The 20,218-nt window shown below is 31.9% G+C and carries 20 protein-coding genes, 2 tRNA genes and 1 pseudogene; 15 read left to right on the plus strand and 8 right to left on the minus strand.

Features of this window, described 5'->3' with window-relative positions:
• Nucleotides 1–140: 140 nt before the first annotated feature.
• The 6 genes from truA (at nucleotide 141) to DL91_RS02530 (ending at nucleotide 6,831) form a co-directional block, all read left to right on the plus strand.
• Entirely contained in the window at nucleotides 141–959 is an 819-nt protein-coding gene (gene truA / locus DL91_RS02505) for a tRNA pseudouridine(38-40) synthase TruA (protein WP_048190115.1), read from the plus strand.
• A gap of 98 nt (nucleotides 960–1,057) precedes the next feature.
• A complete protein-coding gene (locus DL91_RS02510) occupies nucleotides 1,058–2,500 on the plus strand; it encodes a DUF460 domain-containing protein (protein ID WP_052374032.1) in 1,443 nt (480 codons plus the stop codon).
• A 108-nt stretch (nucleotides 2,501–2,608) separates the two neighbouring features.
• Nucleotides 2,609–3,925 carry a non-hydrolyzing UDP-N-acetylglucosamine 2-epimerase gene (wecB, locus tag DL91_RS02515; RefSeq protein WP_048190116.1) on the plus strand — a complete coding sequence of 439 codons (1,317 nt, stop codon included), beginning with the start codon at nucleotides 2,609–2,611 and terminating at the stop codon, nucleotides 3,923–3,925.
• A 122-nt stretch (nucleotides 3,926–4,047) separates the two neighbouring features.
• Nucleotides 4,048–5,091, plus strand: coding sequence for an ATP-grasp domain-containing protein (locus DL91_RS02520; protein ID WP_048190117.1), 1,044 nt, complete (start codon nucleotides 4,048–4,050; stop codon nucleotides 5,089–5,091).
• A complete protein-coding gene (locus DL91_RS02525; protein ID WP_048190118.1) occupies nucleotides 5,088–6,107 on the plus strand; it encodes a hydantoinase/oxoprolinase family protein in 1,020 nt (339 codons plus the stop codon). The genes DL91_RS02520 and DL91_RS02525 overlap by 4 nt, the downstream gene beginning before the upstream one ends.
• A 37-nt stretch (nucleotides 6,108–6,144) precedes the next feature.
• Complete coding sequence (locus DL91_RS02530; protein ID WP_048190119.1) at nucleotides 6,145–6,831, plus strand: hypothetical protein; 687 nt, start codon at nucleotides 6,145–6,147, stop codon at nucleotides 6,829–6,831.
• A gap of 227 nt (nucleotides 6,832–7,058) precedes the next feature.
• Here the strand turns inward: DL91_RS02530 and DL91_RS02535 are convergent, their stop codons facing one another.
• Entirely contained in the window at nucleotides 7,059–7,577 is a 519-nt protein-coding gene (locus DL91_RS02535; protein ID WP_048190120.1) for a CDP-2,3-bis-(O-geranylgeranyl)-sn-glycerol synthase, read from the minus strand.
• A 67-nt stretch (nucleotides 7,578–7,644) separates the two neighbouring features.
• Between DL91_RS02535 and tes the strand changes: the two genes are divergently transcribed.
• From tes to DL91_RS02565, 6 genes are all read left to right on the plus strand, one after another.
• Complete coding sequence (tes, locus tag DL91_RS02540) at nucleotides 7,645–9,132, plus strand: tetraether lipid synthase Tes (protein ID WP_048190121.1); 1,488 nt, start codon at nucleotides 7,645–7,647, stop codon at nucleotides 9,130–9,132.
• A 28-nt stretch (nucleotides 9,133–9,160) separates the two neighbouring features.
• Nucleotides 9,161–10,153: a beta-ribofuranosylaminobenzene 5'-phosphate synthase gene (locus tag DL91_RS02545; RefSeq protein WP_048190122.1), complete on the plus strand. Its 993-nt coding sequence runs from the start codon at nucleotides 9,161–9,163 to the stop codon at nucleotides 10,151–10,153.
• 20 nt (nucleotides 10,154–10,173) lie between these two features.
• Nucleotides 10,174–10,662 carry a homoaconitase small subunit gene (hacB, locus tag DL91_RS02550; protein ID WP_048190123.1) on the plus strand — a complete coding sequence of 163 codons (489 nt, stop codon included), beginning with the start codon at nucleotides 10,174–10,176 and terminating at the stop codon, nucleotides 10,660–10,662.
• 226 nt (nucleotides 10,663–10,888) lie between these two features.
• Nucleotides 10,889–11,521, plus strand: coding sequence for an HVO_0476 family zinc finger protein (locus DL91_RS02555; protein ID WP_048190124.1), 633 nt, complete (start codon nucleotides 10,889–10,891; stop codon nucleotides 11,519–11,521).
• Nucleotides 11,508–12,161 carry a protein-L-isoaspartate O-methyltransferase gene (locus DL91_RS02560; RefSeq protein ID WP_048190125.1) on the plus strand — a complete coding sequence of 218 codons (654 nt, stop codon included), beginning with the start codon at nucleotides 11,508–11,510 and terminating at the stop codon, nucleotides 12,159–12,161. The genes DL91_RS02555 and DL91_RS02560 overlap by 14 nt, the downstream gene beginning before the upstream one ends.
• A gap of 191 nt (nucleotides 12,162–12,352) precedes the next feature.
• The gene (locus DL91_RS02565) at nucleotides 12,353–13,630 is read left to right on the plus strand and encodes a tRNA (N(6)-L-threonylcarbamoyladenosine(37)-C(2))-methylthiotransferase (protein WP_048190126.1); all 1,278 of its coding nucleotides are present in this window, start codon (nucleotides 12,353–12,355) and stop codon (nucleotides 13,628–13,630) included.
• Between the two features lie 132 nt (nucleotides 13,631–13,762).
• Here the strand turns inward: DL91_RS02565 and DL91_RS02570 are convergent, their stop codons facing one another.
• Together DL91_RS02570 and DL91_RS02575 are read right to left on the minus strand one after the other, a co-directional pair.
• Nucleotides 13,763–15,709 carry a cation-translocating P-type ATPase gene (locus DL91_RS02570; protein ID WP_048190127.1) on the minus strand — a complete coding sequence of 649 codons (1,947 nt, stop codon included), beginning with the start codon at nucleotides 15,707–15,709 and terminating at the stop codon, nucleotides 13,763–13,765.
• On the minus strand, nucleotides 15,696–16,073 hold the full coding sequence (locus DL91_RS02575; RefSeq protein WP_156095892.1) for a metalloregulator ArsR/SmtB family transcription factor: 378 nt from the start codon (nucleotides 16,071–16,073) through the stop codon (nucleotides 15,696–15,698). The genes DL91_RS02570 and DL91_RS02575 overlap by 14 nt, the downstream gene beginning before the upstream one ends.
• Before the next feature lie 383 nt (nucleotides 16,074–16,456).
• Between DL91_RS02575 and DL91_RS02580 the strand changes: the two genes are divergently transcribed.
• The gene (locus DL91_RS02580) at nucleotides 16,457–17,086 is read left to right on the plus strand and encodes a YrzE family protein (RefSeq protein ID WP_048190129.1); all 630 of its coding nucleotides are present in this window, start codon (nucleotides 16,457–16,459) and stop codon (nucleotides 17,084–17,086) included.
• Nucleotides 17,087–17,481: 395 nt separating this feature from the next.
• On the opposite strand, the gene DL91_RS02585 is transcribed toward DL91_RS02580, so the two are convergent.
• The 4 genes from DL91_RS02585 to DL91_RS02600 form a co-directional block, all read right to left on the minus strand.
• The gene (locus DL91_RS02585) at nucleotides 17,482–17,676 is read right to left on the minus strand and encodes a hypothetical protein (RefSeq protein ID WP_048190130.1); all 195 of its coding nucleotides are present in this window, start codon (nucleotides 17,674–17,676) and stop codon (nucleotides 17,482–17,484) included.
• 303 nt (nucleotides 17,677–17,979) lie between these two features.
• Nucleotides 17,980–18,052 (minus strand) — tRNA-Phe (locus tag DL91_RS02590).
• A gap of 3 nt (nucleotides 18,053–18,055) precedes the next feature.
• Nucleotides 18,056–18,127, minus strand: a tRNA-Val gene (locus DL91_RS02595).
• Between the two features lie 107 nt (nucleotides 18,128–18,234).
• The gene (locus tag DL91_RS02600; RefSeq protein ID WP_048190131.1) at nucleotides 18,235–18,573 is read right to left on the minus strand and encodes a hypothetical protein; all 339 of its coding nucleotides are present in this window, start codon (nucleotides 18,571–18,573) and stop codon (nucleotides 18,235–18,237) included.
• A 356-nt stretch (nucleotides 18,574–18,929) separates the two neighbouring features.
• On the opposite strand from DL91_RS02600, the pseudogene DL91_RS12615 reads away from it, so the two are divergent.
• Nucleotides 18,930–19,154, plus strand: a pseudogene (locus tag DL91_RS12615) (response regulator); the annotation flags it as partial.
• Nucleotides 19,155–19,183: 29 nt separating this feature from the next.
• Here the strand turns inward: DL91_RS12615 and DL91_RS02610 are convergent.
• Complete coding sequence (locus tag DL91_RS02610) at nucleotides 19,184–19,528, minus strand: hypothetical protein (RefSeq protein WP_048190132.1); 345 nt, start codon at nucleotides 19,526–19,528, stop codon at nucleotides 19,184–19,186.
• A 278-nt stretch (nucleotides 19,529–19,806) separates the two neighbouring features.
• Here DL91_RS02610 and DL91_RS02615 point away from each other — a divergent pair, with 278 nt between their 5' ends.
• Nucleotides 19,807–20,211 (plus strand): response regulator, encoded by a 405-nt coding sequence (locus tag DL91_RS02615; protein WP_048190133.1) that lies wholly within the window; start codon nucleotides 19,807–19,809, stop codon nucleotides 20,209–20,211.
• Nucleotides 20,212–20,218 lie beyond the last annotated feature (7 nt).

The raw sequence follows: 20,218 nt of genomic DNA on the forward strand, positions 1-20,218 counted from the left end.
AATTCACAAAATCTGTATTAAATATTCCAATTAATTAGATTTCCCTCTAATTTTTTAATATCTTTAAATAGGGACTTAATATCAACAACATAAATAATCAAAAACAATAAAAATATTTGTTAGAAATTTGAGGTTATTCAATGGTTAAAACTGCATTTAAAATAGCTTACATTGGGACCGATTTCTATGGGTTCCAGAGGCAGCCTGATCTACCCACAGTAGAAGGTGAACTTCTAAGGGGATTTAAAAAGGCCGGTGTTATGGATGATCCCCATAAATCAAATTATTCAATAGCAGGAAGGACAGATAGAGGAGTACATTCACTTGGCAATGTTATATCTCTCCATGCAGATTCAAATGCAACTATAAATCAAATCAACTATTATCTGCCAGCCAATATTCAAATTATTGGTAAAGCAGAAGTTCCACATGGATTTAAACCGAGGTTTGCAGAATACCGACATTACAAATATATATTCTTCACGGATCCATATAGTGAAAAAATTTTGAATTTAGAACTGATGAAAAATGCTGCAAAGATATTGGAGGGCACACACAATTTTCATAATTTTTCCAAGAGAAGTGAAAGATCCCCAATAAGAAATGTTAAAGAGTTAAATGTTAACCAAATTGGGCAATTAATAGTTATAGATGTAATTGGAGAAAGTTTCCTCTGGAATATGGTCCGTAAAATGGTACAAGTAATAACCATGGTAGGAAATGGAAAAATGGAAGACAATGAAATAAATCTCTTGTTAAATCCAGATAATCATGCCCCAATTACCCCAGTACCTCCTGAAGGTCTGATACTGATGGATATTAAGTACAAGGACATAGACTTTACATACGATAAATATGCAAGAAATAACTTCTTTAAAACACTTAAGGAAGAATATATTCATAGAAGGACAATTGCTGCAGCTGAAGAAGAGATGATGAAGGTTTTAAAAGCCCCGTAGAAATCCCAGATAACCATAAATATTATGTGCACAATAGATCCCCATAGTCATCCAATGGAGGAAATCACCTGGTATATAGGAATGATAGTTCATATGGTATGAAAGATTCAGATTTATTTTTGAAAATCGAAGGATCCCATAGGGCAGTTATAGTAGGATATGATCCTGGACTGACAGTTGGGATAGCCATACTAGACCTTAAAGGAAATTTAATTTCACTTGCTAGTTTTAAAGAGATCAGAAGGTCAGAAATAGTTAGTCACATTATAAACTATGGAAGGGCTGTTTTAATAGCTACTGATGTTTTTCCAGCACCAAAAAATGTCAAAAAAATTGCATCTACGTTAAATTCTAAAATATGGTCTCCTTATAGAAGTATGTCTGTAGAATCGAAAATCTACATTGTTGATTCTTATTTACAAAGTATTTTCACCGATAAAAACTCATTTAACTTACCTCAAAATGCACATGAGAGGGATGCACTTGCGGCAGCAGTAAAAACCTACAGAGATTATCTTAAAAAATTTCAACAGATAGAGAAACGTGCGGAAAAGACGGATTTATCTTATAATGAAATTGATAGTGTCAAAACAATGGTAATAAATGGTACCTCAATTAGCACGGCTATAGATCAGATAGTTATTGATGGAGAAATTAAAAAAAATGATTCAAATAAATTAAATAAAGAATCAAAAGATATAATAACTTATGGAAACTCTGAATCTGAGAGGGATATCCAGTTAGATGAAGGAAAATTAGATGGAAAGCTTTCAAATGATCCAAACAGGATAATTAATTCGAATCTAAATGATAATGCTTCGATTTCTAAATTGAATAATAAATTAAAATCTCAACAGAAATATATCAAAAATTTAAAGTTGAAAAATACCCTACTTGAAGATGAAATTATTGAGAATCAATCTGAAATCTCAAAACTCCGATCAAAAATCAACAAACTCCACAGGGAATATACAAAAAAAATTCTACAGAAGAAAGAACTATCATCAAAAATAGCTATGATAAAAAGACTCCAAGAACAGAATTCTAATGAAAAAGCCAAAAGAATCGAACTTGAGAAAAAATTGGAATCAAGAAAAGATATTAGTGCACTGGAACTATCTGAAAATGTAGTACCTGTGAAGATCATAGAATCTTTTACTAAGGAGGGGATAAGAGAAGCTTTTGATCGTTGGAAAATTAAAAGGGATGATGTTGTCCTGCTTAAAAATTCGGAAGGCGGCGGATCACAAACTGCTTTGATGATTGTGCAGCTTGATGTTAAAGCAGTTATAACAATGGATAAAATTTCTGATCCTGCAGAAAATATATTCAAAAAAAATTTGATTCCATTGATTCCAGCTAGTGATCTTAAAATCAATTCCATGAATGGATTTGCTACAATAAATTCTAAATCCCTAAAAAGGGAGATAGATAAATGGAACGAAAATGTAAGGGACCAGAGGAAAACTGAGGATGAAAAAAAATTAATGAATCTTGTTGAGGAGTATCGGGCCCAGAGAAGGAGATCATCTGATCAATAATTTGAATTTAAAATAAATTTAAAAGATAGAATACTAATATTATTAATATTAAAAAAATCAACATCCAAATAGAATTAACTAGATTTAAAATAATAAGGATTATCAAATATGAAAATTGTTACTATAGTAGGCACCAGACCTGAAATAATTAAAATGGCTCCAGTATTGGCTCAAATGGAAAAGAATAATATTGATAATATTTTAATCAATACAGGGCAACACTACGATTATGAGATGTCGCAACAATTTTTTTTAGATTTAGAACTCAAGAAACCAGAATACAATATTGAAGTTGGTTCAAATTCTCATGGTAAACAAACTGCTGCAATGATTGAAAAAATTGAAGATATTTTAGAGATTGAAAAACCAGATATAGTACTTGTTCAAGGAGATACCAATGCAGTGCTTGCAGGTGCCATTACAGCATCCAAGATGCATATACCAGTAGGCCATGTGGAAGCAGGGTTAAGATCATATGATAAAACCATGCCTGAAGAGATAAACAGACAGATAGCAGATGTTTGTTCAGCAATGTTCTTTGTACCAACAGAAGAATCAGCTATCAACTTGCTATTTGAAAATATTGATCCACATAAAATTTTCATTACAGGAAATACAATAGTTGATGCTTGTATTAGACATCTGAAAATTGCTGAAAGAAAATCTAACATACTATCCAAACTGGGAATAACAGGAGATTTATTAACTCTTACAATGCACAGAGCAGAGAATGTGGATGATCCAGAAAGACTCAAAAATATTGTAGATGCACTTTTGCATTTAAAAAACATTACAGTGATTTTCCCTGTACATCCAAGAACTTTAAAGAATCTAAAAAAATTTAGATTATACAACAAACTCGAAAGTGTTTCCCATATCAAACTCATTAAACCCATCGGATACTTGGACTTTCTGTTACTTCTCTCAAAGTCCAAAATAGTAATAACAGACTCTGGAGGATTACAGGAAGAGGCTATAACACTCAATGTGCCATGTATAACCTTAAGATACAATACTGAGCGTCCAGAAACAGTAACGGCTGGCGGGAACATATTAGTTGGTGCAGAAAAAGAAAAAATATTGGATGCATTCAATAAAATATGTAATGACCTTGGAATCTACAATAAAATGAAGAATGCTAAAAACCCATTTGGTGACGGTAACTCTTCGGATAATATTTTAAAATCAATATTAGTTGCTAAAAAATCAGATAAATTAAAAATTAGTATTCCAGAAAAAATAGTAGATTATGATGGTAGGGAACTTTTAAAGATTGATAACGACATATCTGTATCTCAATATGAAGAAAATAATCCTGGTTCAAAAATTTGTATGGTATTTGCAGATAATAATCCAGGATTTCCTCATTCTGAACTCAATTTGAAAAATAAAGTAATAATTGTAAACAAATTCAGGATTGAATGATAATTAATTGTTTATTTGCAATTAACCAAAATATTTATATACAAAAGTTTATCTTATTCCTATCCCAATGAAGAACAAAAGAATAAATGGAAATTTAATTATCTTTATTGGAGAATGAATCAATGAAAATACTTGTTTTTGAATTTGCCACATTAAACAAACTAGAAGATTCATCCATTACAGCTGAAGGCAGTGCAATGCTTCAAGCGCTTCTCGAAGATCTTGATGAATTTAAAACATATAACCTGATTCCAAATGGATCTGAAGCCATTAAATCCTTCAAATCCAAGTCAATCTCTATTACTGGAGATTTAAAGGACTGGATTCGTAGTAATATTAAACAATTCGATGCATGTATACCAATAGCACCTGAAGAAAATAATTTACTTTACGATCTCACACGAATCATTGAAGAACAGGATGTTGAAGTTATTGGTTCCAAGTCAGATGCTGTTAAGAAAACAACGAATAAATGTGATACGTACAATGCATTGAAGAATAAAGTTTCCATCATAAAAACTGAAAAGGTTTACTTCGAGGACAGCATTAAAAAATTCAAAGAACAAATAGATAAATTCAATACAGGTTCAGATAAACAATCTAAAGTATTAAAACCAGCTGATGGTGTTTCATGTTCTGGTGTAAATGTTATAAATTCCTTCAATGAATTTATAGCAGCAAAAGATCAAATAAAGATGCACACTCAACTTCCCTATTTTATTTTGCAGGATTATATCTCCGGAGTTAATGTAAGCGTCAGTTTGTTAAGTAATGGTGAAACTGCTATTCCGTTGAGCTTAAATCTTCAGGATGTAAGTTTGGAATCTGGTGAAATTAAATACCATGGTGGAAAGGTACCTTTTGAACATAGGCTATCAGATATTGTCATGGAAACTGCAAAAAATGCAGTTGAATCGATTGATGGTCTTAGAGGTTATGTTGGTGTCGACATGATACTTGATGATGAAAAGAATAATGTATATGTTGTTGAGATTAACTCTAGAGTTACAACTCCATATGTTGCACTTAGAAAGTTATTAAACTTCAACTTAGGTGAGGCTATAATAAATTCTGTTCATGGAGAACTTCCTACTGAAATTGAGTTAAATGGACAAGTACACTTTTATAAGGAGGGTAAAACCCTCAGGGTTAGTGTTTTAAAATGAAAATTGCAGGATTTGATATTGGAGGGGCAAATACCGATATTGCCATTGTTGATTTTGATGAATCTGGTAATATTATCTCCATAGAAACAGATTTTATGTATTTACCAATGTGGATGAAGAAGGACGAGCTAAAAGAAGCTTTGGATGATCTCATAGGGGACAATGAAATTAATGCAGTTGGAGTATCCATGACAGCTGAACTAGTTGATGCATACAAAACAAAAAAAGAAGGAGTTCTGGATATTGCACAGAAATCAGTTGATACATTCAATGTTCCAGTTGGTTTTGTAGGACTCAACGGAATAATAGAAATGTCAAATGTTATTAAAGATCCAATGAAAGTTGCAGCAGCCAACTGGATTGCAACAGCAACTCTTGCAGCTAAAATTGATCCAGACTGTATATTAATAGATACTGGAAGTACCACAACAGATATAATACCAATTAAACACGGTCAAGAACATGCAACGGGAAGATCGGATCTGGAAAGACTGAAAACTGGGGAACTGGTTTATAGCGGAACTTTACGAACAAATGTAGCTGCTCTGGTTGAAAAAGTCCCCCTTGATGGAACAATGATAAGGGTGGCATCTGAACTATTTGCAATAACTGCAGATGTCCAAATGGTACTTGGAAATATTACTGAATATGAATATTCGTGCAGTACCATGGATGGAGCCGGAAAATCCATTAAAGAGTCTATGCGAAGAATTTCAAGAGTTGTGTGTGGTGATTTAGATATCCTGAAATTCGATGAAATAATGGCTATTGCTGAATATATATACTCTGTACAGATTAATAGGATTTCTGAAGCATTATTGGAAGTATCAAAACAAAATAACCTTTCAAATGTTGTAACAACAGGTCTTGGAATGGATATTATCGGGGCGAAGGCATGTGAAAAAGCAGGGCTCAAACACACTGGAATGGATAAAATACTAAAAAAGGAAGATTGTGTAGTTGCCCCGGCAGTGGGAACCGCAATATTAATGGAACAGTATATAAACAAAGCATAATCCAATTACAATTCAAATTTTACATGAAACGATTAAAATGAATCTTAAAAAAAGATATTTTCTGGTAATAATACTCTTATTAATTGTTGGAGTTATTATATTTGTTAATTTAAGTTCACATTCCTCGATTGGTTCAGATAGTAAAGGTTATGTAACTAAGGATGTTTACTCGCATTATGGTCAATCTAATACTAAAATTGCAGTGATAACAGGTATGCATCCACGAGAGACATTATCATCCACTGTAGTTCCATATGTTATTAAGTTCTATGCATTAACCCACAATGTGGAGATCACCAACTACCAAGTTGCTGTACAGGATAATCCTACAGATTTTGATATTGGACGTGCAAATGGCCAAGCTTTAGTTGCAAAGTACATTACACCGGACATTAAGCAATCCAATGAAAGTCTAGTAATCATATGTCATGACCATGAACAGGGATATGGTGATGGATTTTACATTGCAACTCCTAGTATGGATTCTAAATCTGTTACCTTTGGAACTGCAGTTCACTCATTGCTGACAAATTTCAACTACTACCAAAGATCAACAGATGAAAAGGCTCAAAGTTCATCAATAAATCAGGTTGATATACCGATAGCATCTACAGGAGCGGGAGTTTTTGTATATGAAATTCCTGAATGGTATGGTTATTGGGACGCATTTTGGAATACATACTCCCTTTTAGACACATCTGTAAAGGTAATTCAGAGCAAATAATATTTGCAATTGATTTGCTTTTATTATTTTGAATCAAAAAAAGGAAAAAAATAAAGTTAATAAAAATATATTACCCGACAATTCTTTTTAAAATAATAAATATTATAATAATATTCATTTATTCAATTGAAAATTGAAAGTATGTGGTTATTTGAGAACAACTCGTTATAATTTTTATTATAATTAAAATCATTATAAGAATTTAATAATTTTTATCAATATTTTTATCAGTACCATACATTTTTCAAGCCCAAAAGATAGGCAATTATGTTAGCTCCAAGATGTAAAAATACACTGATCACCAATATAATAACAATCATTTCAAATGGTATAGGTATTATTAAGGATGCAAATACTAATGCTCCTACAACAAAGTCGAGTTGGTCTAAAATTGGGGCCGGTTTCCCTCTTTGAAGTTTTAAACGTCGTTTAATGAAACTTCCACAAGCATCACCTATTAACGCTCCTCCACCAAGACAAAGTCCTAATAAAATTCCTTGTATTACATTTCCAGTTATTATCCCTTGAATAAGTCCTACAGTGGTTCCAATTAATGTTCCAATTAATGTTCCTCTCCATGTTACTCCATCACCAAGTATTCTTCGACCGTCACGAAATTCATGATTAAAATCCAGCGGTTTTCCACCGCCAAATGCTAAAGCTGTAACGTTGGCAAGGTACGCTGGTAACATAAAGTATATAGCATATGCTGATAAATTTATTACACTGACTACACTTGAGTCCATAGTTTACCTCCAATTTAAAACAAGATAATAATTATGTTAGCTACTAAATAACGTTATGGGTGAGATAATGGTTATAAAAAATACCAAGAGTCTGTGTCCAGAATGTCTTACAGTATTAGATGCTGAAGTATATGAGGACAACGACAAAATAATGATAAAGAAAACGTGCAAAGAGCACGGTGAATTTAATAATACATACTGGAGCAGTTCAGATATTTATAAAAAAGCAAAAAAATATGGAAAAGTCGGTATGGGGATTGAAAATCCTCAGACAATTGCTGATTCTGAATGCCCTCAAAACTGTGGGTTATGTGACGAACACGAGAGTCACACTGTTCTAGGATTGATTGATGTTACCAATCGATGTAACTTGAAGTGCCCAGTTTGTTTTGCAAATGCAGCTGTTTCAAAAACATTATATGAGCCGTCTTATGAAGAAATAAGAACAATGCTTCAAAATTTAAGGAATAACAAACCAGTTCAAACTCCTGCAATTCAATATGCTGGTGGTGAGCCGACAGTTCGTAAAGACATTGTAGAATTAATAAAACTTGCTAAGGAAGAAGGATTTAGGCACACACAAATAGCCACAAATGGTATGAGACTTGCCAGACTTCCTTCACTTGCAGTAGATCTTAAGGAAGCAGGATTAAATACGGTTTACCTTCAATTTGATGGAATAACAGAGGAACCCTACCTCAAATTAAGAAATAGAAATATGTTAGATATCAAGCTTACAGCAATTGAAAACTGTCGTAAAGCCAATCTGGGAATCGTATTAGTGCCAACAATTTTGAAAGGCGTTAATCACGACCAAATTGGGGATATACTTCGTTTTGCAGCTAAGAATATCGATATTGTTAGGGGTGTAAACTTCCAGCCAGTATCATTTGCAGGTAGAACCCCAGCAGAAGAGGTTGAAGCTCAACGTGTAACAGTACCTGACTTTGAGAGAATGGTGGAAGAACAAACAGATGCTCAGATAAAAGTAGAAGACTTTTATCCTGCAAGCTGTGTTACACCGGTTTCAGAGTTTATTGAGGCTATAGATGGGAAGGATGCTCAGGTTACATTTACTTGCCATCCACACTGTGGTACTGCTACCTATGTTTTTGTTGATGATAGTGGAATGATTCCAATTACTCAGTTTATTGATGTTGATAGGTTTTTTAATCTTTTAAGTAACAGTACCGAAAATATGGAAGAAGGTGGATTGGTTGCAAAGGCTAAGATTGTTGCTAGGGCTACTGTTGCGCTTCCAAAAACAGTTGACATGTCAAAATCACCAGATTCCATTGATCTAAGAAGTATACTCACAGCAGTTTTCAGAGATAGATCATACAAATCTCTTGGAGATTTCCATCATAAAACTCTCCTTGTATCGTGCATGCACTTCATGGATCCATTTAATTTCGACCAAGATAGGGTTAGAAGATGTGTTATTCATTATGCTGTACCTGATGGTAGGATAATTCCTTTCTGTTCAATGAATGCAATATACAGAAAAGATATCGAGAAGAAATTTTCTAAACCTTTTAAACCAGTATCTAAATAATTTAATTACAAAATTTTTGGTTGTTTAATTGATAATTGAAACTCCATCCCGGCTCCACTTAACCCTAATAGATCTTAACGGTATCTATGGTAGGATAGACGGTGGAGTAGGAATCACTATAGAAAAACCATGCCTCAATCTTGAAGCTGAACCAACAGATGATGGAATTGAAGTGTTATTTTCTAAATCTAGTAATAAGACCTCAGATATAATTGAGGATTATACACTAAAAATTCAACAATCAACACTTAAGATTATGAATGCACTTGAAATTGAAGGTGGATACAAATTTACAATAGATGAAGCATATCCTCCCCATTCAGGTTTGGGTTCAGGTACTCAATTATCCCTTGCTGCTGCTAAACTTGTTTCCAAGATGAATAATAAGGATATAAAGGCTTTCGATCTGGCTAAAATTGTAGGAAGAGGGGGCACATCAGGGATAGGTGTGGAATCATTTGAAAATGGTGGTTTCATAGTAGATGGCGGTCATGAAAGTGTTGAAAAACCTAGTTTCCTTCCATCATCTGCTTCTAATGCTTCGCCGCCTCCAATAATAGCAAGGTATGATTTTCCAATGGATTGGAAAATAATTCTTGTGATACCCGATGTGGAGAGAGGTGTTTCAGGTGCAAAGGAAATAGATGCATTTAAAAACCATTGTCCAATACAATTGCATGAAGTTGAAAAATTATCCCATCTACTTTTAATGAAACTTATGCCTTCAGTTTTAGAATCTGACTTGGATTCATTTGGAAAATCTATAAATAATATACAGGATATAGGCTTTAAGAAAATCGAAAATAAACTCCAAAATCCATGTATTGGTCAAATAATGAAGAATTTAAGGGATGCCGGTGCTGCAGGAGCAGGTATGAGTAGTTTTGGTCCAACTGTTTATGCAGTTACAGATACAAATGAACAAGATATAGTAAGTGCAGCAAATGATGCAATTGAAAATGTTGGTGGAGAAATTATCAATACTCGTGCAAGGAATAAGGGTGCAAAACTAATTGAATAAATTTTATGAAGGGATATGTCATGGAAAAGATAGAAGGGAAGGTTTGGAAATTTAGGGATAGTATTGATACAGATGTTATAATTGCTGGCAGATATCTTAGAACATTCAGTCTTGATGATCTTGCATCGCATGTAATGGAAGCAGAAGATCCTGAATTTGCAGAAAAGGTTCAAAGAGGAGATATAATTGTTGCTGGTTGGAATTTTGGATGTGGATCGTCAAGGGAACAGGCTCCTGTTGCCCTTAAACATGCAGGTATATCCGCAATAATTGCAAAATCTTTTGCAAGGATATTTTATCGAAATGCAATAAATATAGGGCTTCCTGTAATAACAGCCGATGTTGAAGCAGAAAGTGAAGATATTATGTGTATAGACCTTGAAAATGGGATAATATTGAATAAGACCTCTGGTAAAGAATTTATAATAAAACCTTTTGATCAATTTATGCTGGACATCTTGAACAACGGAGGACTTGTAAAACATTACCTTAAAGCTAACGAAGAATAATTAATTAATATTCATATTTATAATTAGTTTATTTACAAATATTTTCTGAGTTTGGAAATAAGATAAATCAAAAAAATTAGACTATTTTTATGGAAATTTTTATTTTTTTTGTAAAGTTTTTAGTTTAATGAAATTAATATGGGAGTTATTACATATCATATTCATATGTAAAATTTAATTAATAATAATATATTTTAAATTTATTCAAATTTTGAGGAAGTAGAAAATGAAATGTACTGTTTGCGGATCTGAATCCTGCGAAATATTAAAATCCAAGGGTAAAACCTCCAAAGAACTTTTATTGAAATGTAATAAATGTGGAAACATTTTCAGAGAAACTGTAGAAGTTGAAAAACCCGTTGATGTTCGTGTTGTTGTAAGTGAATATGAATCATCCCATAAAACATTGGTGAAGTTGTATCCCGATGAATTTTTGGAGTTTGAAGGTGTTCTAGATCTTGATGGACGTCCGGCTCAGATAACCTCCATTGAAAATAAGAGAGGTGGTAGGGTAATGGTGAGTCCTGTTTCAGAGATTGACACTATATGGGCCACATATATAGATACTCCCGCTCGTGTCGGAATCTCAGTCGATTATGGTGGAAGAATACTATCTAGAAAGGTTCAAGTTGATAGGGAATTTGAATTCACAATTGGGGATGTTGTTAAATTAGGAGATGTACTTTTTAAGATAAGAGCCATGAAAACCCAGGATAGAAAGATGAGAAAGGGTTTTGCTAAGGCATTTGTGATTAAAAGAGTATATGGTCGGCCAGGAGATGATTTAAAGCGTTACCAATATGATTTAACTTCTAAAATATTTAAGTTGGATGGTGTTGAAACAGATGAGGAAAAATAGAGAACAATTAGTTTCCAACCTTTCAGATAGGGGATATATAAATTCCGAAATAGTCAAAGATGCCATGATAAAGGTTCCACGTGAAGAATTCATGACTCCTGAAACAAAGAGTTATGCATATCTTGATAGGCCAATACCTTTAAAAAATGGTCAAACAATATCTGCACCTCATATGGTTGCTATTATATGCGAAAAACTTGGCCTTCAAAAAGGTATGAAGGTTTTAGAGATAGGGACCGGTTTTGGGTATAATGCTGCTGTGGTGGCAGAGATAATTGGCCCCGAAGGACATGTTTATACTATTGAACGAATTGAAACTTTAAAAAATACTGCTGAACAGAATTTAAATCGTACAGGTTATTCTAAAAATGTTACTGTAATATTGGGTGATGGTACCAACGGATACAACGAACAGGCCCCTTACGATCGAATATACGCCACTGCAAGTGCACCAAAGATACCAGAGCCTTTAAAAAAACAGTTAAAAATTGGGGGACGATTGATAACTCCAATTGGTCGGGATACATCAGTTCAAGAGTTACTTTGTTTAACAAGGATCAATGAGAATGAATACAAGTCCCATAATCTTGGTGGTGTTGTTTTTGTTCCAATGATAGGGGAACATGGTTGGCCAGAGTAAATTAAACCTAAATTATTGCTTGGTAGTATTCCTATTTTTTATATAAAAGTTTAGGTTAATTTATTTCATTATTCAATTAAATCAAACCAAATAAAATTTCTAATTTAAATTTAACTCAAAATATTTAGATAATTCATTGATCGATTAAATAACATATGTTAAATTGACCTATAGTTAAAAGGAAGAAGAAAATGAAGATATACATTGATACATTTGGATGTACATTTAATCAAGCAGATTCTCAAATAATGGCGGGATTATTGAATGAGAATAATGGAAGTTTAACAAGTTCTATTGACGATGCTGATGTAATCATTATAAACACATGTTATGTAAAGCATCCTACTGAACAGAAGGTTATAACCAAGATTCAAAGGTTAAAGAATAGGTTTCCAGATAAAAAATTGATAATTTCAGGGTGTATGGTTGAAATAGATCCTGAAAAACTTGAAAAAGCCGCTCCAGAAGCTAGCTGGATTGGGCCTCATAAAATCCAAAATGCACCAGAAATAGTTAAATCAGTTATGGATGGAAATATTGTTAGAGCTACAGGTTATTCTAATAAATCAAAGGTTTGTCTTCCAAAAATACGTTCAAACCCTTTAATACATATTATCCAGATATGTGAGGGCTGTGATGGTGTGTGTAGTTACTGTTGCACAAGATTTGCCAGAGGAAGTCTTCAGAGTTACTCCATTGAAATGATTAAAAGAGAAGCTGAACAGGCAGTATCTGAAGGATGTAAAGAAATACAACTAACTGCACAGGACTCAGCAGCATTCGGTAAAGATAGTGGAGAATCACTTTCTAATTTGATGAAACATATTGCAGATATTGAAGGTGATTTTAAGATTAGAGTGGGTATGATGCATCCAAAAAGTATGATGGGTGATGTTGAAGGGATAATTGATGCATTTAAACGAGATAAATTCTATAAGTTTCTGCATATTCCTATTCAAAGTGGAAATAATAAAATACTTAGTGATATGAATCGTTGCCATAGTGTAGAAGAATTCAAAGCTATAGTAACAAAGTTTAAAGAAGAAATACCAGATATTTCAATTTCAACTGATATCATAGTGGGATATCCAACAGAAGATGATGATGCATTTTTAGATACTATGGAATTAATTCAAGAAATAAAACCTGATTTTCTACATATTTCTAAATATATGCACAGGCCAGGTACAACCTCTTCTGATCTTAAAGAAATAGGATATAATGCCATGAAGAAACGTTCCAAGGCACTTAAATACTTGAAAGAAAAAATTGCAATTGAAAATAATATGGAATTGATTGGAACAACACAGAAGGTTTTAGTAACAAATAAAGGTAGTAAAGGTGGATATGTTGCACGTACAAACTCATATAAAACAGTTATTATTGAAAATGCTATTATTGGAACATTTTTAGATGTTGTTATAACTGATGCAAAGCCCACGTATTTAATTGGATCAAAATTAGATTAAATGCAATATTTTTAACTGAGAATAACGCAATAAAAAAAAATAAAATTTCTACTTTGTTTATTCCTGTGTATTCGTTCTAATTTTATTGAAGTTATTCAAAAAAAATATTAGTAGATTATATAATTTTTTGTTTTAGTTTGTTCCGATTCTTATTGCATTTAAAATAACAGCCAGGGTTAGTCCCATGTCTCCAAATGCTACTGCCATCCACAATGATACGAATCCAAGTACAGCAAAAATAGCGAATGACCCCTTAACAATAATTGATAAAGAAACGTTTTGTTTAACAATGGACATTGTTCTTCTACTTAAGTCTATTAAATAATTAATTTTTGAGAAGTCATCGTGCATTAAAGCAATATCTGCAGTTTCTATAGCTACATCTGAACCCGCAGTCCCCATTGCAATACCTACATTTGATATGGCTAGTGCAGGTGCATCATTTACACCATCACCAACCATTGCAACGTGTTTATCTTTATCAATTAGTTTGTTGATAATTTCAACTTTATCTTTGGGTAATAATCCAGAATAATAATCATTTATACCTATTTCAGAAGATACTGCTCTAGCTGTTCCTTTATTATCTCCAGTAAGCATTATGGTTCTTATATTCTTTTCTTTAAGTATGGTAATGGTTTTTTTAGAAAGGGGTCTAATTTTGTCCATTAATCCTATTAACCCAATAATATGTTTGTCATCACCAATCATAACAGTTGTTTTGCCTTCGTTCTCAATTTTATTTATTATTTTATCAGGAAATTCTGGATTATTTTTAAATAAACCTTTTTTTCCTATATAAAACACTTTATTATCGATATTACCTTTAATGCCCATTCCTGTAACAGATTCAAAGTCGTAAACTTTCTTAAATTTCAAATCAATTTCTTTTTCACTGTAACTAATTATAGCTTCCGCCAGTGGATGTTTAGATTTGGCTTCCAATGAACTTGCAATTTGAAGTAATTCATTTTTTGAGTAGTTATTTAATTCTATTATGTCTGTTAACTCTAACTTACCTTCTGTAAGTGTTCCTGTTTTGTCGAACACCATAGTTTTGATATTCTGCATTTCTTCAATATATTCTCCTCCTTTTATCAACACCCCATTTTTTGTACCTGCAGTTATCCCAGAAACCATTGAAACTGGGGTTGATATTGCCAATGCACATGGGCAGGATACTACAAGTAATACTAAGGCTCTGTAAAACCAGGTGTCAAAATTTAATCCAAAAATAAATGGAGGTATGGTTGTAACCAATACTGCAAGTCCCAATACTCCTGGTGTGTAGTAATTGGAAAATTTGTCTATAAATGCTTCTGTTTTTGATTTTTTTTGTTGTGAAGCTTTAACCAGTTCTATAATTTTTGATATTACTGTTTCATCAGAGGTTTTTGTTACTTTTACTTCTAAATATCCCTCTTCATTTATTGTACCTGCAAAAACATTATTCCCCTCTTTTTTAATTACAGGTAAACTTTCACCAGTTATTGCTGATTGATTAACTGTGGAAATACCATTAATAACAATACCATCTAAGGGAATCTTATCTCCAGGTTTAACAACTACCACTTCGTTTATTTCTACTGCATGGGCGTGTAATTTAAAATTTTTTTCTCCTCTTTTGACAATGGCTGTTTGTGGAGCAAGTTTTATAAGGGATCCAATGGATTTTCTAGCTCTTTCTCCAGCGTAGTCTTCTAGGTATTCTGCTATATAGAATAAGAATATTACAGATGCTCCTTCGGCTCCTTCCCCAATTAAAAATGCCCCTATAGCAGCTATTGTAATTAACAAACTAATACTGAATTTCCCTTTAATAAGTGCTTTAATTCCATTGGGAATTATTTCATATCCTGAAATTATTGCAACCGTTAAAAATAGGATTAATGCAAAAGTTTTTTGATCAGTAAAGAAGTTTAAATATAAACCTAATATCAAGATTATAGCGGATATTCCAATGATATATATGGCTTTAAATTTGTTTTCGGGTTCTTTTTCTTCGAATATGTTTGCTGAACAATATTTACAGGATTCAACTGATTCTACTTTGCTTTTGTCCATATCACTCAGTGGCATGTTCTACTCCCATTTCTATTATTTTTACAACATGTTCGTCTGCTAGTGAATAATAGGCCATTTTGCCATCTTTTCTAAAATTAACTAGATTTTTTCCCCTTAAAATTCGTAACTGATGGGATATAGTTGATTGGTTTGCACCAAGAACAGCAGATATATCACAGACACAAAGTTCTTTTTGATACAATGCATGTAGTATCTTGATTCTTGTTAGATCACCAAATATCTTAAAGTTCTCTGATACATCTAATAGGATAGAATCATCGAGCATATTTGATTTGACTTCTTTAACTGCTTCATTGTTACTAGATTGAATTTCACAGAGATCATTATTCTTCATATGGTTAAATGTACATATGACCATATATAAACTTTATGATGATATTTATAAACTTGTTCCAAAAAAAATTTTAATCTATATTTACTCACTAAACCAATAGAATATTAAGAAAAAAAGAGATTAATGATAAAATAGAAAAATATAATCCCAATTAAAAAAAAAGGAAGCTAGATTTTTAGATACTTAATTAATTGAAGGTATAATATCTACATTTATTGTAAATGATTTATTTATCCTTTTTTTTAGATAATCCTAACTTTTAATATAATTGCAGACAACATATACTAAAAAAATTACAGAAATTTTATTTATCCAAATAATAAATCTTAATGAAATAATTCATCTATGTCTAAAAAATTGGTTATTACTCTTAAATTTATGAATTTAACCAAATAAGTGGTGATTTTATGTCTTATTTAATCTGTGAAGAATGTGGGAAATACTATGAACTAAATGAGGGTAAATCTTCCTTCAGTTATGCCAAATGCGAGTGTGGTGGAAAATTAAATTATTCATCTACATTAAATGGATCTAAAAAAAATTACATACCTTCTAATGATCAAAAAATCACCTGTTCAACCTGTGGAGTTGTAAATTCCGAAAATTCGGTTATATGTTCGGGTTGTGGCAGAGAATTAATAAATGTATCAAAAAAATCTCCAAATGTAAGTATAAGTATACTTGGTGTTGCAGTAGGATTTGGATTTTTAATCATTGCAATTGTATTATCTGTACTAGCAATATTCGGAACTAATATTCCTCAGAAAACTGAAGATATTCCCCAAAATTTTTTAATCGCCTTTGGAATATTGGCTATGTGTGTGGCAATAATTTCAGGGTTGATTTCTTCGTACATAGGTGGAAGTATCAACTTCAAAAATGGAATTATAAATGGGGGTCTTGTTGGAGTTATTTTAGGGATTATGGTTGGAATTACAAGTGGAAGTCTGGCTTTCTTTGGAGTTATAGCAATATTTGGTTCATTATCTGTTGTTGGGGGAATATTTGGAACACTTTTAAAGAGAAAAAAATTATAATAAAAATATGAATTATTTCCCTTTCATAATCTTTTTACTTAATTTTTCCATTTTTTTAGCTTGTTTGATCGGTTTTTCCAAGTTATCGTCTTCAATCGCTATATACCCAGTATATCCGCATTTTTGAACATTCCCATAATTTTGCCTGAGGATTGTATATTTTCATTTGGTTTGAACCACATTTGGGGCATGAATCGCCATTTTGACCATATCTCCATAAAATATGTTTAAAAATTCGAATTTATTTTTTTGGGATTATTTTAGGTGTTTTAATTGGAATTACAATGGAATTAGTGCTTTCAATATTTTTTACAAAAATCAGTTAATATCATGTATAAAGAATATTCTACGAATGTTTTTAAAGAAGGCTCAAAAACATCCCAAATTTTAAGCTATTATCTACCTCTGATAAGTTTTTTACTCAATTTATCCATTTTTTTGAGGCTTTTAATCTGTTTTTCAAGATTACCATCTTCCACAACAACCGAACCACTATATCCACATTTTGAACATTCCCATACGGGTGCCTGTGGATTGTGTATTTTCATTTTTTTTGAACCACATCTGGGGCATGAACTAGTTTTTGTCATTTTAATTATTCTCCTTTAAATATTATAATATTACAAATTTAATATGTAATATTAATTTAGTAAATTTGATATTTATGGTTATGTCTTTAACATCTATTTTTAAAAAAAATGTTTTCAAATTTTGTATTGTATTTAGATAACTTCTGAAAACTTAATGAATTTATTATACTCTATTTTTTTAGTTTATTTTATGGACTTATAACTTTTAAATTACTTGTATAATCTTAAATTACCCAGATAATACTTAAAAGAACTTCAAAAAAAAATTATAATACATTAATAAATGAAAATATTAAAATTAAGTGCCGTGGGCCGGACTTGAACCAGCGACATCCAGATCTTCAGTCTGGCGTTCTCCCAACTGAACTACCACGGCAAATGGGCCGGACGAGATTCGAACTCGTGATCACCTCCGTGTCAGGGAGGTATCATACCCCTAGACCACCGGCCCAAAATGAGTCCATCTTGAATATAACTCTATTCATATATAACACTTTGCATGGGTGAACTTATCATCTGCTCTCACATTAGTCCTATATTTCCCAAAAGAAATGTAGATCAACATGGAGATGTAAAATAGTATGCAATCAGATGAGGATATACTTGACTATTGGTTTGAAAAGAAAAATTTAAGTAAAAATTCAAGAGAACTATATACTCTTGCAATGAAACAATACTCAGAATTAATGGATTAAAAAACTTTAAACTCCCATTAACTTTTCTATATTCGGGTTTATTGTCTATTGTGCCATAACCATTTAGTTCTAGTTTAACCCATTCTTCAAAGTCTTTAATTTTCAATTTTTTAGCTACTAAATATGCTTTTCTAAGTAAGTTTGAAATATCGATATCTGAATCAATAGCTTCTTTTTGAAGTTCTAAAATAATAGAACTCATATTACTCCTCCTTATTTAAAACAAATTGAGAATTGCTATTACATTGAAATATAGTAAACTCCCCTAAACTTAATCAATTGAAACTAGAATTTATTATTTGCTATTTAGATTTTCATGGAAAAAATATTTGGAACATTATAAATAGATTGGGATATGTAAGAATGATCATAACGAAATGGATATAATTATTAATGGGGGTCTTTTAGAACGGAAAATTCGAAGATCTTAATCGTAGAAGATGAAAGTATAGTAGCAACAGATTTAAAACAACAAATAGAACAAATAGGCCACAAAGTAGGTGGGATAGCAAACAACGGAAAAGATGCCATAAAAAAATGTAAAGAAAAACAAATCCCGACTTAATATTCATGGATATAATGCTAAAAGGAGATCTAGATGGAATAGAAACAGCAAAAATAATAACCAAACTCTACAAAATTCCCCATATATACCTAACAGGCCACCAGGACAATACAACATGGGAAAGATCAAAAACAAGCCTACCATCAGACTACATCAACAAACCATTTGACGAAACAGAAATAACCAAAGCCATACAACAAGCACTATATCCCAAATAAATTATATCTGTATAAGAGTTTATTAATTTTTATAAAAATTGTAGATAATTAATTATATAAAATGATATTGCAACATAAACTGCCACACCAATGACTATAGCAACTAATAATCCTTGCTTTGGCAGTAGATATGCAATACAAAGTAGAAAGATTATCCATACTGGAGTTAATATCATGAGTCCTTTGACATAATCTAATACAGGTAAACTACCAGCTTCGCTGTAGATGGTTAAAATGCTCATAATGCTTACCATTGGAAATAATGCTATGAAAGCTGCTAATATCCCTTTATCCTTACTGCCAAAGTAAGTGATTAGGGTTAGGATCGAACCCCCTATGATAAAATATAGTATGAATTTTAAACCTTCACCCATTTCAACTCACCAAACAATAAAAAATAAATTTATATGATTTTTTTATTATGAAAAGTTTTTATATTATTAATATGTTATTTGATACTTTTAATAATTTTCAATAAAATAACTATTTAACCTGTAGAACATTATAACAAACCTCTTGCTAGTAATAGAATTAATTCTCTTTTTTTTGGATCCTATAAGTTTAAATTATAAGTTCTTAATATACTGTATTAAGACTTGTTAATGGATATTATGCAGTAAAATTTTACCATACAATTTTGGGGGCTGTAATAATGCTAAACATAAAAATTTTAATTGTAGAAGATGAAATCATCATGGCTAACGATTTAAAACAACAATTAGAAGAAATAGGCTATGAAGTAGTAGGTATAACCGGGAACGGGGAAGATGCAATAAAAAAAACAGGAGAAACCAAACCAGATATAATTTTAATGGACATAGTACTAAAAGGAGAAATAGATGGAATAGAAACAACACAACAAATACGAAACCTCTACAACATCCCCGTTATATATTTAACCTCCAACTATGACGATAAAATCTTAGAAAGAGCAGCAAAAACCTACCCCGCAGGTTACATAACAAAACCATATGACCATATAGGAATACACACAGCCATACAAATGGCAGCATTACAAACACCAAAATCCAGGAAAAACAAAAAAATAAATGTTTGATCAATTT

It is taken from the genome of Methanobacterium sp. SMA-27 (assembly GCF_000744455.1).
Classification (GTDB): domain Archaea; phylum Methanobacteriota; class Methanobacteria; order Methanobacteriales; family Methanobacteriaceae; genus Methanobacterium_B.